Origin of the sequence: Amycolatopsis sp. cg13 (assembly GCF_041346965.1) — a bacterium.
Taxonomy (GTDB): Bacteria; Actinomycetota; Actinomycetes; order Mycobacteriales; family Pseudonocardiaceae; genus Amycolatopsis.
In genome coordinates, this window is record NZ_CP166848.1 from 1,304,599 (window position 1) to 1,318,223 (window position 13,625).

General features: G+C 68.8%; 13 protein-coding genes. 8 read left to right on the forward strand and 5 right to left on the reverse strand.

Annotated features, from left to right (window positions below; translation table 11 throughout):
* The first annotated feature begins 2 nt into the window (after nt 1-2).
* Nucleotides 3-1,592, forward strand: a complete 1,590-nt coding sequence (locus AB5I40_RS05840; protein WP_370937385.1) for a flavin-containing monooxygenase — start codon at nt 3-5, stop codon at nt 1,590-1,592.
* A 66-nt stretch (nt 1,593-1,658) separates the two neighbouring features.
* On the opposite strand, the gene AB5I40_RS05845 is transcribed toward AB5I40_RS05840, so the two are convergent.
* The 3 genes from AB5I40_RS05845 to AB5I40_RS05855 all read right to left on the reverse strand — a co-directional run bounded on the left by AB5I40_RS05845 (nt 1,659) and on the right by AB5I40_RS05855 (nt 4,817).
* Nucleotides 1,659-2,126, reverse strand: coding sequence for a VOC family protein (locus AB5I40_RS05845; protein WP_370937386.1), 468 nt, complete (start codon nt 2,124-2,126; stop codon nt 1,659-1,661).
* Entirely contained in the window at nt 2,116-2,799 is a 684-nt protein-coding gene (locus AB5I40_RS05850; RefSeq protein ID WP_370937387.1) for a LuxR C-terminal-related transcriptional regulator, read from the reverse strand. Before AB5I40_RS05850 ends, AB5I40_RS05845 begins: the two co-directional genes overlap by 11 nt.
* A gap of 443 nt (nt 2,800-3,242) precedes the next feature.
* Nucleotides 3,243-4,817: an AMP-binding protein gene (locus AB5I40_RS05855; RefSeq protein WP_370937388.1), complete on the reverse strand. Its 1,575-nt coding sequence runs from the start codon at nt 4,815-4,817 to the stop codon at nt 3,243-3,245.
* 201 nt (nt 4,818-5,018) lie between these two features.
* Here AB5I40_RS05855 and AB5I40_RS05860 point away from each other — a divergent pair, with 201 nt between their 5' ends.
* The 5 genes from AB5I40_RS05860 to AB5I40_RS05880 are packed head-to-tail and all read left to right on the forward strand — an operon-like array spanning nt 5,019 to nt 9,388.
* The gene (locus AB5I40_RS05860; RefSeq protein ID WP_370937389.1) at nt 5,019-6,104 is read left to right on the forward strand and encodes an acyl-CoA dehydrogenase family protein; all 1,086 of its coding nucleotides are present in this window, start codon (nt 5,019-5,021) and stop codon (nt 6,102-6,104) included.
* 26 nt (nt 6,105-6,130) lie between these two features.
* Complete coding sequence (locus tag AB5I40_RS05865) at nt 6,131-7,351, forward strand: acyl-CoA dehydrogenase family protein (protein WP_370937390.1); 1,221 nt, start codon at nt 6,131-6,133, stop codon at nt 7,349-7,351.
* 27 nt (nt 7,352-7,378) lie between these two features.
* Nucleotides 7,379-8,167: an enoyl-CoA hydratase/isomerase family protein gene (locus tag AB5I40_RS05870; RefSeq protein ID WP_370937391.1), complete on the forward strand. Its 789-nt coding sequence runs from the start codon at nt 7,379-7,381 to the stop codon at nt 8,165-8,167.
* A gap of 26 nt (nt 8,168-8,193) precedes the next feature.
* Nucleotides 8,194-8,598: a RidA family protein gene (locus AB5I40_RS05875; RefSeq protein WP_370937392.1), complete on the forward strand. Its 405-nt coding sequence runs from the start codon at nt 8,194-8,196 to the stop codon at nt 8,596-8,598.
* A 16-nt stretch (nt 8,599-8,614) separates the two neighbouring features.
* A complete protein-coding gene (locus AB5I40_RS05880) occupies nt 8,615-9,388 on the forward strand; it encodes an enoyl-CoA hydratase-related protein (RefSeq protein ID WP_370937393.1) in 774 nt (257 codons plus the stop codon).
* Between the two features lie 59 nt (nt 9,389-9,447).
* Here the strand turns inward: AB5I40_RS05880 and AB5I40_RS05885 are convergent, their stop codons facing one another.
* Together AB5I40_RS05885 and AB5I40_RS05890 are read right to left on the reverse strand one after the other, a co-directional pair.
* Entirely contained in the window at nt 9,448-9,858 is a 411-nt protein-coding gene (locus AB5I40_RS05885; protein WP_370937394.1) for an acyl-CoA thioesterase, read from the reverse strand.
* A 20-nt stretch (nt 9,859-9,878) separates the two neighbouring features.
* Entirely contained in the window at nt 9,879-10,868 is a 990-nt protein-coding gene (locus AB5I40_RS05890; RefSeq protein ID WP_370937395.1) for a hypothetical protein, read from the reverse strand.
* A gap of 102 nt (nt 10,869-10,970) precedes the next feature.
* On the opposite strand from AB5I40_RS05890, the gene AB5I40_RS05895 reads away from it, so the two are divergent.
* Nucleotides 10,971-12,305, forward strand: coding sequence for a flavin monoamine oxidase family protein (locus tag AB5I40_RS05895; RefSeq protein WP_370937396.1), 1,335 nt, complete (start codon nt 10,971-10,973; stop codon nt 12,303-12,305).
* A complete protein-coding gene (locus tag AB5I40_RS05900) occupies nt 12,302-13,594 on the forward strand; it encodes a flavin monoamine oxidase family protein (RefSeq protein WP_370937397.1) in 1,293 nt (430 codons plus the stop codon). Before AB5I40_RS05895 ends, AB5I40_RS05900 begins: the two co-directional genes overlap by 4 nt.
* The last annotated feature ends 31 nt before the right edge of the window (nt 13,595-13,625 follow it).

The window sequence follows — 13,625 nt, forward strand, 5'->3', positions numbered from 1 at the left end:
ACATGGCAACGCACGAACACGAGGTATTGATCATCGGCTCCGGGTTCGCCGGCCTCTATCAGCTCCACCGGTTGCGCGAAGCCGGCTTCGACGCGCATGTCGTCGAGGCGGGCGAGGACGTGGGCGGAACCTGGTATTGGAACCGCTATCCCGGCGCACGCTGCGACATCGACTCGATCGAGTACTCCTATTCCTTCGACGACGACCTTCAGCAGGAATGGGAGTGGACCGAGCGATTCGCGGCACAGCCGGAGATCCACCGCTATCTGCGGCACGTCGCCGACCGGTTCGACCTCCGCAAGGACATCACCTTCAACACTCGCGTGCAGGCATTGGAGTGGAGCGAAACCGCCCGGCGCTGGACCGCGACCACTATGGACGGAACGACGCGGAGCGCGCGGTTCGTGATCGCCGCGACGGGAAACCTTTCCGTGCCAACACAACCCGCCTTCCCCGGGCTCGACGATTTCGAGGGCGAGACCTACTCCACGTCGCGCTGGCCCGAGGGCGACGTGGACCTCAGCGGCAAGCGGGTCGCCGTCATCGGCACCGGCTCATCCGGGCTGCAGACGATCACCAGGATCGCGCGGACTGTGGGAAGCCTGACCGTTTTCCAGCGCACGCCGTGCTTCTCGGCACCGGCCCACAACCGGCCGATCGCCGAAGACCTGGCCGACGCGAAGAGCCGCTACTCCGAGATCCGGGAGAACGCACGGAACGCGCCCGACGGCTACGAGTGCCACCCCGGCACGACGGCGCTGCTCGAGTCGGACAAGCTCGACGTCGAGAAGGAACTGGAACGGAGGTGGGCCGACGGCGGTCTCTGCTTCGGCTGGGCCTTTACGGACCTGGTCCTCGATCCCCGTGCCAACGAGGTCGTCGCGGAGTACTTCCGCGACCGGATCCGGAGCATCGTCGCCGACCCGGTCGTCGCCGAGAAGCTCTGTCCGAAGACGTATCCGATTTTCACCAAGCGGATGTGCGTCGACACCGGGTACTACGAGGTCTACAACCAGCCGAATGTCGAACTGGTCGACCTGCGCGAGGAGCCGCTCGCGCGGGTCACGCCGCGCGGAATCATCGCCGGGGAACGCGAGCACGAGTTCGACGTGATCATCCTGGCCACCGGATTCGACGCTATGACCGGCGCGCTCAACGCCATCGACATCCGCAACGGCGAGACGACGCTGAAGGAGAAGTGGGCCCACGGACCCCGTACCTACCTGGGTCTCATGTCCGCCGGGTTCCCGAACCTCTTCACCGTCACCGGACCGCAGAGCCCGTCGGTCCTCTCGAACATGGTCACCTCGATCGAGCACCACGTCGGGTTCATCGCCCGGGCGCTGGAATACGCGCGAGCCGCAGGGTACGAGCGCATCGAGGCGGAACCGGCGAACGAGGACAACTGGGTCACCACCACCAACGACCTCGCGAACATGACGATCTTCCCGATGGCGGCGTCGTGGTACATGGGCGCGAACGTGCCGGGCAAGGAACGCATCTTCATGCCCTTTGTCGGTGGCGTCGGGCTCTACAAGCAGGTGACGGACGGCGTCGAGGCGGGGCACTATCACGGGTTCGCGATGGAGTGAGAAAGCGGCCAACGGACGACTGCCCGTTTCCCTCAGGGGAGGCGGGCAGTCGTCGAGCCCGCGAGGTCAGCGCTGCGATCGGCCAAGCTCAAGCGCCTCGAACGCACGCTCCGCGACCGGCTGCATCCAGTGGAACAGCGCGTATCCGGTCTCCCGCGGCCGGACGAAGAACTCGGCCCAGCCGGCGTGGTCGTCGCTCTCCCCTACCAGCGTCGCACCCCGCTCGCGGGCGGCCGCCCGGCACGCGGTGATGTCGTCGGAGTCGAAGGAGACGTGGTGGAGTCCGCCCCCGGTTCGCTCCAGGAAGCGAGTCATCGCGCTGGCGGCGTTCTCGAACGGCGAGCACACCTCCAGCACCAAGCCCGAGGAGGCCCGGACCCACGACCAGCGCCCGTTGAGTTCTTCGTCGTCGCCGCTCTGGTTGATCTCCCCCGCGAACAACCTGACCAGCGAATCGACAACGGTGTCGTGTTCGGCACCCGGAACCACGATGCCGATGTGGTTGAGGCGGCCGAGCTCCACGTCAGCTGGCAAGGCGCTCACCTCCGGACAATTCGACCTTGACGAGAAGACCGAGTTCCTGGGCTCGGCTCGCCGCCTCGGCACGGTTCCGTACGCCGAGCTTGCGGTACACCGCGCTCGTGTGCTGTTTGACGGTGTGCCGCGACAGGTTGAGGCTGGCCGCCGTCTCGGGGTTGCTCAGGCCGGCGGCAAGGTGCTGAAGCACGTCGAGTTCACGACGGGACAGCCGGTTCTCGGGAGTCACGTCGGTCTTCGGGAATACCCGGACGCCCTCCGCGACACTCTTGATGGCGGACACGATCGCGCCTCGTGGAAGGTGCTTCGAAAGAGCGCCCGCTGCGCCCAGCGAGGTCGCCAACGCCGTCGGCACCCGGCCGATTCCCGCCATGAGAACCATCTTGACGTGCGGCATCCAGTCCTGGATCCAACAACAGAGTTCGGCGCTCGAGCGTCCGCGAAGAGAGGCGCTGACGACCACGACCTGCGGCTGATGGCGGCGGATCACCTGGACCGCGTCCTTCGCCGTGCTCGCCATGTAGCAGGCCGACACCCAGGGAGCGGCTTCGAGGACGGCACAGAGACCGGCCTGGATGAGTTCGTTCTCGTCAACGACCAGGACGCGCTGCAACTGGCAGAAATCGGTCGTACCGGTCATCTCGAGCGGGCATTCGGCAAGCACTGTCATGGCACGTTCCCTCGCGTTCAGAGAATCCTCACCCGGCGTTCGCGCGGCGTCAGTCAGCCTGCGCGACTGTGAGCCGGGACACGCGGGGAGAACTACGTGTTTGAACACCCGCATTGCGTCTGCGCAGGCACACTGGCCGGCCCCTGCTAGTGAGGAAGCAATCACCGCCAGTCAGCATCGGCACGCACCAGCGCGCGGACGGCAAGAACCGCTCGACCGAGCCCAGACACAATGCTCGCCTGCCCAAGCAGATCGAGAGGCTGCCGCCGCGGCTTGCGCCCCGTTCCTCACAGCCCTAGAGGGCGGTGAGGATGTCGTTGACCCGGTCCTTGGCGTCGCCGAAATCAGGGAATTGCCCGCATACACACTTTCGCGCAAAGGCCGAAAATCCCGGCACGGAAGTGCCGCCGCGTGAATTCCGTGACGGTACTTCCGTCCAGTCCTCAGCGTCGGCCAAGGGCCAGGTTCGCATCCCACGCCGCTCGGGTGATCCCGCGCTCGCGGACCTTGCGCTTCTCGATCCGCTCCGACGGGGTTTTCGGCAGGCTGTCGACGACCTCGACGTAGCGCGGAACGGCGAACCGCGGAAGGTCCCGGGCGACGAACTCGACCAGCTCGGCCGGGTCGAGAACGGCTCCGGCAGCCGGTACGACGAGCACCGCGACGTCCTCTTCGCCCACCTCCGAAGGCACCCCGATGGCGGCGACCTCGAGCACCCGCGGGTGCGCGGCGACGGCCTGCTCGACTTCCCATGCCGAAACGTTCTCGCCGCGGCGGCGAATCGAGTCCTTCTTGCGTCCGATGTACTCCAGCATCCCGTCCGGGTGCTCGCGGACGAGGTCACCGGTGTGGAACCAGAGATTGCGCCAGGACTCGGCTGTCTCCACGGGCTTGGCCCAGTAGCCCTGCATCATGGCGAAGGGCTCGCGCGGACGGTAGACCAGTTCGCCGGCCTGCCCTTGTTCCACGGGCGCGTCGTTGTCGTCGACCAGCTGGATCTCGACCTCGGGGATGGCCCGGCCGATGCGTCCCGGAACCGTCTCGCCGGGAGGAGCCGACGTCAGCAGAACGCACTCGGTCATGCCGTACGCCTCGACGATCCGGACCCCGAAGCGAGCCTCGAAGTCGCGCAGGATCTCACCGGGAGTGGAGGAGCAGATCGCGGTCCGGGCAGGTTGGTCGGCGTCGTCGGGCCGCGGCTCCTGTTTGTGGAGCATCCACAGCATCGTGCCGATCGTGGAGAAAATCGTCGCGCCGCTCTCGCGTACCTCGTCCCAGAAACGGCTGACGCTGAACCTTCGTCCCACCACGCCCTTGCCGCCCACGGACCAGGCCGTCGTGAGGAAGGCGCGCGCGTCGATGTGGAAGAGCGGCTGCACGCACAGCACCACGTCGTCGGGCCGAACCTCCGTCAACTGAGCCGCGTGGGCAGCGTTCGCGGGGTAGTAGCGCTGCGGCAGCATGACGCCCTTCGAGGGGCCGGTCGTGCCGGAGGTGTACATGATCGTCGCGATGTCGCCCGGCAGCGGAGACGCCAGCTCTTCCTCCGACGCCGAGCCCAGCGCGAGCAATTCGTCGAAGCTGAGTTGCCGCACGGCGTCCCCGAACGGCTTCGTCGAGTGTTCCCCGACGCAGACGACGAACTCGGGCCGATCGGTGATCGTATCCGCGAGGATCTGGAGATAGTCCTCAGTTCCGATGAGGACCCGCGGTGCCGCGTCGCGCACGAAGTACTCCAAGAGCCGGCCACGCGCCTCGACATTGAACGGCACATCGATCCCCCTGGCCGCGTTCGTGCCAAGCCAGGCCCACAGCGTCTCCGGCCGGTTCTCGCACATGACGCCCACTCGGTCGCCCGGCTCGACGCCCAGCGCACGCAGACCGCGTCCGGTGCGCTCGACCTGCTCGAGGGTCTCGCGACGCGTGAAGGTCTCGCCGACGATCTGGAGGCACTCTCGGTCGGGATCCTCGGCGGCGGCCGTCCGGAGTGCGAGAAGAAGGCTGTCCTGGATGCTCATTCCCCGATCGTGCGCGCCGTCGCCGAAAGCGCTCCGGCGCACGGCTTCCCCGACACCCGCATGGGGGAATTCCCGAGCGAACCAGCGCCGCCGTACCCGCCCAGTTGGGCGGGAAATGACGCCGCCGCCGACCACTGTCCGCCAATCGGCGATAGGTCTCGAGGCAACGATCTCACCCGCGATGACAGGAAGGCGTCCGCCATGGATTTCACCTTTGCGCAGGAGCAGGAAGACCTGCGTGACGCCGTCCGGTCCTTCCTGCGCAAACGAGCCGGCGAGGCTGCCCGGCGAGAACTCCTCCACACCGGCTACGCCTTCGACCGGGAGATCTGGCGAAGCATGGCCCGCGACCTCGGGCTCCAGACTCTGGCCGTGCCCGAGGAACGCGGCGGCAGCGGCGCCAGCTTCCTCGAGTCGATGATCGTCTTCGAGGAGACGGGTCGCGAACTGTTCTCCGGCCCCTTCTTCTCGACCGTCCTGGCGACTTGGGTTCTTGAGGCCTCCGCTTCCGACGCGGCGAACACGGCGCTTCAGCAGGTGGCGGACGGAGACCTGGTTCTGACCGCGGCCATCGCGGACGAGTCGGCGACCAGGGCCGTGGCGACTCCCGGCGGTCATCGCCTCACCGGGGCAAAGGCACGGGTCACCGACCTCCCCGTCGCCGACGCTTTCGTGGTGTGGGCGCAGACCGCCGAAGGACCGTCTTGGTTCCTGGTCCCGGCTGGTGCGGACGGAGTTGAGACGACCGCTGAGGAGAGCCTCGACCTCGCCCGGCCGATCGGCACTCTGCGGCTCACGGACACGCCCGCGACGCTCGTCGTCGGGCCCGGACAGGCAGTCGCCGTAAGGGAATCCGTCGACACCCGCGCCTGCGTCGCGCTGGCCGCCGAACTGGTCGGCACCGCTCAGGCGGCGCTCGACCAGTCCGTCGAATGGAGCAAGAGCCGGCACCAGTTCGGCCGCCCCATCGGCTCCTTCCAAGCCCTCAAACACCTGTGCGCCGACGCTCTTGTCGAGGTCGAAGCCGCGCGAGTGCTCACCCATTACGCCGGGTGGGCCATCGCGGACGGCCAGGCGGATGCGCCCGTGCTCGCGTCCATGGCCAAGCAAGCAGCCGCGGATGCCGCCGCGCAGGCAGCGGGAAACAACATCCAGATCCACGGCGGCATCGGCGCCACTTGGGAGCACGAAGCCCACCTCTGGCTGCGCCGGGCCAAGGCCTCCGGCGCTCTCTTCGGGACTCCGCGCCAGCACCGCGCCCGGATCTCCGATCTGCTCCCGGTCTAGTCCTTCCCCGTCACGTCAGGACAGTCATGAACCCCGTTTTTTCGCCTTCCGTCCAGGAATTCCAGCGCGAGTTCGCCGATTTCCTCCGGGGGGTCGTGCCCGACGGCTGGGCCGGCGCCGGCGCTCTGCCGCACGACGAGTTCCCCGCGTTCGCCGCCGACCTTCGCCGCGCTCTCTACGAGGGCGGTTACCTCGGCGTCGACTGGCCCGTCGAGTACGGCGGGCGCGGCCTTACCCCCGAACACCAGGTGGCCGTCGCCGAGCAGCTGACCCGGATGCGGCTCCCCCAAACTTCCCTCAGCGATGTCTTCGGCATGCAGATGTTCGGCACGACCGTGCTCGCGTTCGGCACCGAGGAACAGAAACACCGGTTCCTGCCGGGGATCCTCAGCGGCGAGGTCAAGTGGTGCCAGGGCTATTCGGAGCCGCAGTCCGGCTCCGACCTGGCCAGCGTGTCGACGGCGGCCGTGCGCGATGCGGACGGGTGGCACATCAACGGGCAGAAGATCTGGACCGGCACCGCGCACTTCGCCGACTGGATCTTCGCGCTGGTGCGAACCGACCCGGAGGCGCCGAAGCACCGCGGGCTGACGCTGCTGGCCTGCCCGTTGCGGCAACCGGGCATCGAGGTCCGGCCGATCCGGCAGATGTGGGGCGACGCCGAGTTCAACGAGGTCTTCTTCACCGATGCCATCACCGCCGACGACAACGTCATCGGCGGCGTCAACAACGGCTGGCGGGTGGCCACGGCCCTGCTCGAACACGAGCGCGGCGGCGCGGCGGCGGTCCTCGCGGTGCGCTTCGAGGAAGAACTCGACCGGCTCTGCGAGCTGGCGCGCGAGCACCGCCGGGACAAAGACACCGACATCCGGCAGCGGATCGCCTGGTGCCGCGCGCGCGTCCTCGCCATGAAACTGCTCGGCTACAAGGCATTGACCAGGTCGCTGCGCGGCCAGCCGATCGGTGCGGAGGCAGCGATGACCAAGCTCTACTGGTCCGAGTACCACGTCGTCCTCACCGATCTCGCGATGGACATCCTCGGCGACGAAGCACTCGTGCTCCGCGGCCGCCGGGCCGTGCTGGCCGACGGCCCGGACGCCCCGGGCGCGCCTACCGACAGCGCCGGATGGATCACGGCCTTCCTGGCCTCCCGGTCGAGCCGGATCTATGCCGGCACGAACCAGATCCAGCGCAATCTGCTCGCCGAGTCGATCCTCGGCCTGCCCCGCGAACCGCGCCCCGCCTGAGCCCCCATTTCCAGGAGAGGAATCACCATGACCGACGTGGTCGAGGTCGAGGACCGAGGACCGGTGCGGTACGTCGTCCTCAACCGGCCCGAGCGACTCAACGCGCTGGACGAGGCACTAGCCGACGGCCTGGTCGAGGCACTCGAAAACTGTGCTCACGACGAGAATCTGCGCGTCGTCGTCATGACCGGCACGGGAAAAGCCTTCTGCGCGGGCGGCGACCTCCACGCCATGGCGGCCGGACGCGACGCGATGTCCGCCCCGCGCGAGGTGGCCAAGCTCCGCCGCCACGCACGCGCGGCGGAACTGCTGCGGACAATGCCAGCCGTCACGATCGCCGCCGTGCACGGAGCCTGCGCCGGTGCTGGCCTCGGACTCGCGCTCGCTTCCGACCTTCGGATCGCTTCCGAAGCCGCTGTCTTCCGCACCGCTTTCCTCACCGCCGGTCTGTCGGGCGATTTCGGGACAACGTGGTCGCTGACCCGGCTGCTCGGCGAGGCGCGCGCCCGGGAACTGCTGCTGCTCAACGAAAAGGTGAACGCCGCGCGTGCCTTGGACATCGGCCTCGTCAGCGCGGTGGTGGCAGCCGACCAGTTCGCCGACGAGACCGAGCGATGGGCGCAGCGGCTCGCCGGCTCGGCACCACTCGCTCTGCGGCGGATGAAACAGAACCTGCGCGAAGCGTCGACAGCGTCCTTCGCCGACTGCGTAGCCAGCGAGTCGTTGCGGCACATCGAGTGTGCGTTCAGCGATGACGCCGCGGAGGCCGGGGCCGCCTTCATGGAGCGCCGCACGCCGCAGTTCCACGGGCGCTGAGCCCGCAACAGGAAGAGAGACACCTCATGATCGAGTATTTCGACGGAGACGGCCTGCCGGAGCCCATCGGCTACCGCCAGGCGTCGCGGACGTCCGGCAACCAGGTGGTCCGCATCGCCGGACAGGTCGGCGTCGATGCCGAAGGCACCCGGGCCGGGGAACCCGGCGACTACACCGCGCAGGCAGAACGCGCCGTCGAGAATGCGCTGCTCGCCTTCGCGGCCGGCGGGGCACGCCCCGAGCACATCGCGCACCTCACCTACTACGTCGTCGGACTCAACGAAACCACTGCCGGACAAGTCAATCGCGGGATCGGGCGCGCGGTCCGCAGGCACGGCATGCAGCCCGTGCCCGCGACGATGATCGGGATCACCGGCCTCATGCGGGGCGACCTGCTGATCGAGGTCAACGGCACCGCCGTGATCGGCTGAGGACGGGGAATCGAACGTGCGCATCGAACGACACGACCAGGTCGCCCTTCTCCGGTTCGGCAATCCGGACGATCGCTCACGGTGGAGCCACAGTGCGGAGACCGACTACTTCGACACTCTGGCCAGCCTTGAGGCGGACCCGACGGTACGGGTCATCGTCCTCACCGGTGCCAGCGCGGACTTCTGCGCCGGCCCGGAGCTGGACTCGCTCACCGCGCACGCGGTCCGCGATCCCCGAGGCGACGACTTCCCCCGCACGATCGCGAAGCCGATCATCGCCGCCATCGACGGGGGCTGCCACGGCATCGGCCTGTCGCTCGCCCTGATGTGCGATCTCCGCGTGGCTTCCGGAACCACCCGGATGTCGGCCGGGTTCGCCTCCGTCGGCCTCGTCGCCGAACACGGGGTTCCGTGGCTGCTGCAACGGATCTGCGGCCACGGGGTCGCCGCCGATCTGTTGTTCACCGATCGCCGGATCGACGGCGCCGAGGCTCGCCGGCTCGGGATCGTGCAGTACCTCGCGGAGGAAGGCACCGCGCTCGACGAGGCGATGGCGCTGGCCGCGAAGATGGCAGGACGGCTCTCGCCGCTCTCTCTCGGCGTGATCAAGCATCAGCTCACCAACGAGTGCACCGGTGACCTGCACGAGACCGTCGTGCGCGGGGAAGAGCTGGTCCAGCGCGTCTCGGCACAGGGCGACTTCGACGAGGCAATCGCCGCGCTCCGGGAACGCCGCGCTCCGGCTCTTGGCCCGCTGGACCCCGCTGTCCTGCGCAAGGTGCTCGGCTGATCTCCATCGGTTCGCTGGCGGGCAGCGCCGCCCCTCCGCGGGGAGGGCGGCGCTGCCCGTCAAGGGGGCGCTATCTGCACACGGATCCGAGCCCGCTCATCCGGCCCGAACGGGCGCGACCCGCGAACATCGGGATCCCAGCGCACCAGCACCGCCTCGGCCGTCGCGTGGCGGCCCACGGCCGAGCGCAGTTCCTCGACAACCGTCACGCTGCGTTCGGCAAGCACCTTGGGCGCGATCGTGATCGACACGGGCCCGTCGCCGATCAGCAGCTCCTTCAGGAACCGCAGTCGAATCTCCGCGATGACGAACGCCGGTCGTTCGTCCGCCATGACCTCAGACAGCCAGCGCCAGTGCGCGAACTCCAGCAGCTCCAGGTAACAGTGGGCAGTCACGTGCCCGAGGTAATCCACCTGGTCATCGCGCAGCGCGACCTCGGTCGACCACGGCGCACCCACAGCTTCGGACATCTGCGTCGACTCCCGTCCGTTCACCACGCCGCGGCGAGCGCAGTCGGCGGATGCAGTCCCGGCGGCAACGCCCGCAGCCCTTGTACGGCGTGCAGCATCCGCGCGGCAGTGCCGGGATAAGGATCGACCGGAGCACTCACCCGCACCAGCAGCTCGCTGGCGTCTCCCCCGGTCAGAGTCAGGATCACGTCGGTCTCTCCGGAGCCCTGCCTCGCCGCCGGATCCGCGAAACCGGCCCAGTTGAGCCGCAGCCGCTCGGTCTCGCCGTCAGAGACGACGATGCTCTGGTCGAAGCCCTCGACCTCCCCTCGCCGTACCTCGATGCCGCCAACAGCGGTGTCCGCCTCAGCGGCGACCAGGCCTCCCGCGGAGATCGGCTCCCGATCGCCGAGACCGAGAGCGTCCGCGATGAGGCGGGCCGATTCGCGGAGCAAGGCATCTACGCGCGCCGACGTGCCCGCGGCCGCCGTACCGATACCGAGTTCGTGCGCGAGAACATCACGTCCCCAGGTCGAGATATTCGAGACTCGCTCGCCGCGGACGGAGACCGGTGCGGGCAGACCGCTCGTGAGAAGAGCGGGCAGCACGTCGAGCCACAGCCCGGGAATCATGCCGGTTCCCACCATCCGTGACCCCGATTGGTGTGCCGCCTTCTCGATCCGGTCACGGACATCCGGTGCCAGTGCGGAACGCGGATCGACGAAGCACGCGTGCACCTGGTCGACGCCGGCGGCGGCGCACGAGGCCATCACCTGCTCATGGCGTTCGCCCGCGAGACCGGCATACAGGAGGACATCGATCTCGCCGTCGCGCAGCGCGGCCTCCAAATCGGCAGTCGCCAGCACACCGACGGACCCCTGTCCGGTGAGTTCCCCGATGTCCTTGCCCGCCTTCTCCAGCGAATGCACCACGGCGGTCGTCAACCGGAACGGGGTGTGCGGCAGCGCGGCGACCAGTTCGGCGGCGGTGCGCCCGGTGCCGTAGACGCCAATGCGCGGGAGAGTTCTCATCACGCCAGCATGCTGGCCGGGCGCGCCGGATTCATCCCCCAGCTGGGCGCCGTTGATTTCTCGTGCGCGCACGGCGGCGAAGCCCGCTCAGATCATCGGAAGATGCAGAGCTCACAAGAAGTTCGGCCACCGGTCGTCGTCGTCGGAGCCGGGCTCGCCGGACTGACCGCGGCCCACGCGCTGGCCGAGGCCGGCATCGAGGTGACCGTGCTCGAGGCGCGTGACCGCGTCGGCGGGCGCACGTGCACCGTCACCGACGGTTTCGCGGACGGCCAGCACGGCGACCTCGGCGGCGAGTTGATCACCGAGGATTACCGCGCTCTCACGGCACTCTGCGGCGAACTCGGCGTCGAGCTGTCGGCTCCGGTCCGGATCGAGCGGCCCGACGCCCCAGAAGGAGCGAGCCCGGCCGCCGGCTACCTCGCCGAGGGGCGCTTGATCGTGGACGGGGAACTCCTCACCGGAAATCGTTTCAGGCAAGCAGAAACCGAGATCCACACCGCGCTGGCCTCCTTCCCGCCGGCGCCGCACGAGGTCCTGGAACAGTGGACGCGCCGCGCCGGGCTGAGCGACCTGGCGCGAGCCGCGCTTTCCGGATTCGGCCGCATGCCCACCCAGTACGACGCCTTCCAGGTCGACAGCCACTACCTCACTGACGCGCACATCGGCGAGATCCGGCGCGTCGTCGGAGGCAGCCAGCGCCTCGCCGACGCCCTCGCCGCGACGGTGAACGTGCGGCTGGAAGCGCCGGTTCGCGCGATCCGCCAGTCCGGAGGAACCGTTGCGGTGGAACTGGAATCCGGCGAACGCTTCCAGGCAGGCCATGTGATCGTCGCAGTCTCGCCCTTCGTGCTGCCGACACTCGGCTTCGACCCGCCGTTGCCAGCGGACCTCACCGGGGCGCTGACCGCCCTCCAGCGAGCGTCCGGCGGGAAGGTGATCGCGCAGTACTCCGAAGGAGATTCGGTCCGTGCCGCGTTGTCCAGCGCGGTCTTCACGGACGGTCCCGTCAACACTGCGTGGGTGAGCAATCCTTATGTCACAACGGGTCCTGCCGTCGTGAGCGGCTTCGTGTGCGGCGAGAACCGCTATGTCCTCGAGGACGAGGACCTGGCGCTGGCCGAACTCGACGCGGTCGTCGCCACCGCGATCGGCGGCCCGGTGACCCGCTTGGCTCAGCACGTCAAGAACTGGTCGGCGGATCGCTACGCGCTCGGCATCGGGGGAATGCCTCTCTTCACCGCACGCCGCCCGCAGATCGCCGTCCTGGCCACCCCGGAACGGCGAGTGCACCTCGCCGGTGACTTCACCGACGTCTCGCTTTGCGCGACCATGGAAGGCGCGGTCCGTTCGGGTCTCCGCGCCGCCCGCGAGGTCCTGCGGGCGCCAGCCCGCGTGTCCCTCGACGACATCGACCGAAAGCTGGTGCGCGCATGAGAACCGTAGTCATTGGCGCCGGTCCGGCCGGACTCGCCGCCGCACGTTCGCTGGCCGGCCAGGGCGAGGAGGTCGTCGTCCTCGAAGCACAGCCGTATGTCGGCGGCCGTACCCGGTCGGATCGCGAGCGACTGCTGCACGGCCAGCCCGCCGACCTCGGCGGCTCGTTCATCGACCTCGGGCAGGACGAACTGCTGCGCACCTGCGCCGAACTCGGAGTCGCCCTGACTCCCCAGCTCGCGCTGCTGCGCGCGGACCCGGACGGACGCTTCTCCGCCGCCTCGTCCTTGCGCAACACCACTGTCGTCGAGGGACGGTGCCTGCCCGACGCTGATCGCGACCAGGTCGCCGACGAGGTCAGGGCCGCCCTCGACGCCTGCCCGCCGGACCCGAGCGAACTCGTCCCCGCCTGGGCGGCACGGGTCGGGCTGAGCCCGCTGGCGCGCCGGCTCTTCCTCGCACTGACCGGATTCAACCCGGTCCACGACGATTCGCAGATCCAGATGAGCATGGTCGAGCCGCCCCACGTCGGCAAGGTGTGCTGGATGATGGCCGACGGCACCGACGCCCTGGCCAGGGCGATGAGCGAGGGGCTCGACATCCGCCTTCGCCACGTCGTGCACGCAGTTCGGCGCACCGGCCGCGAGATCACAGTGGAGACGGACCACGGCGAGTTCACCACGCACGACGTGATCGTCGCGGTTCCGGTGACGCCGACCCTGCGCATCGGCTTCGATCCGGTCCTGCCCGCGTGGAAGACCGAAGCACTGCTCGCCACTCCGATGGCGCAAGGCGGCAAGGTCATCGGGCAGTACGCCGACGGCGCCGAGTTGTTCGAGAAGGTCGACACCGGCGTGATGAGCGACGGCCCGCTCTCCCTCGTCTGGGCACGGCCGGTCGGCCCCGAGGATACCGTCGTCCTGCTCGCTCTCGCGGCCGATCGCGGCGACGGTTTCCTCCGTGGCGAAGAGTCAGCACTCGCCGCCTTGGACGGCATCGTGTCCGCGGTGCTCGGCCGGCCCGCGCGCCGGCTCGCGGGGATCGTGAAGGACTGGACGCGCGAGCCCTTCGCCGGCGGAGTGGTTTCTTCGCTGCTCGGCGACTTCCCGCGCCTCCCAAGCCTGCTGGCCCAGAGCGTCGGTCCGGTCCACTTCGCCGGTGAGCACACGGCCGACATGTGGGCTACCGGCATGGACGGCGCACTGCGGTCCGGCAAGCGGGCCGCCGACCAGGTCCTGTCGCGGCGGTCCACGGCCGCGATCGCGGCGCACGCCAAGTCGCCGGGATAGGCTCGCCACGATCTCCCAGCCGCTCGTGAAG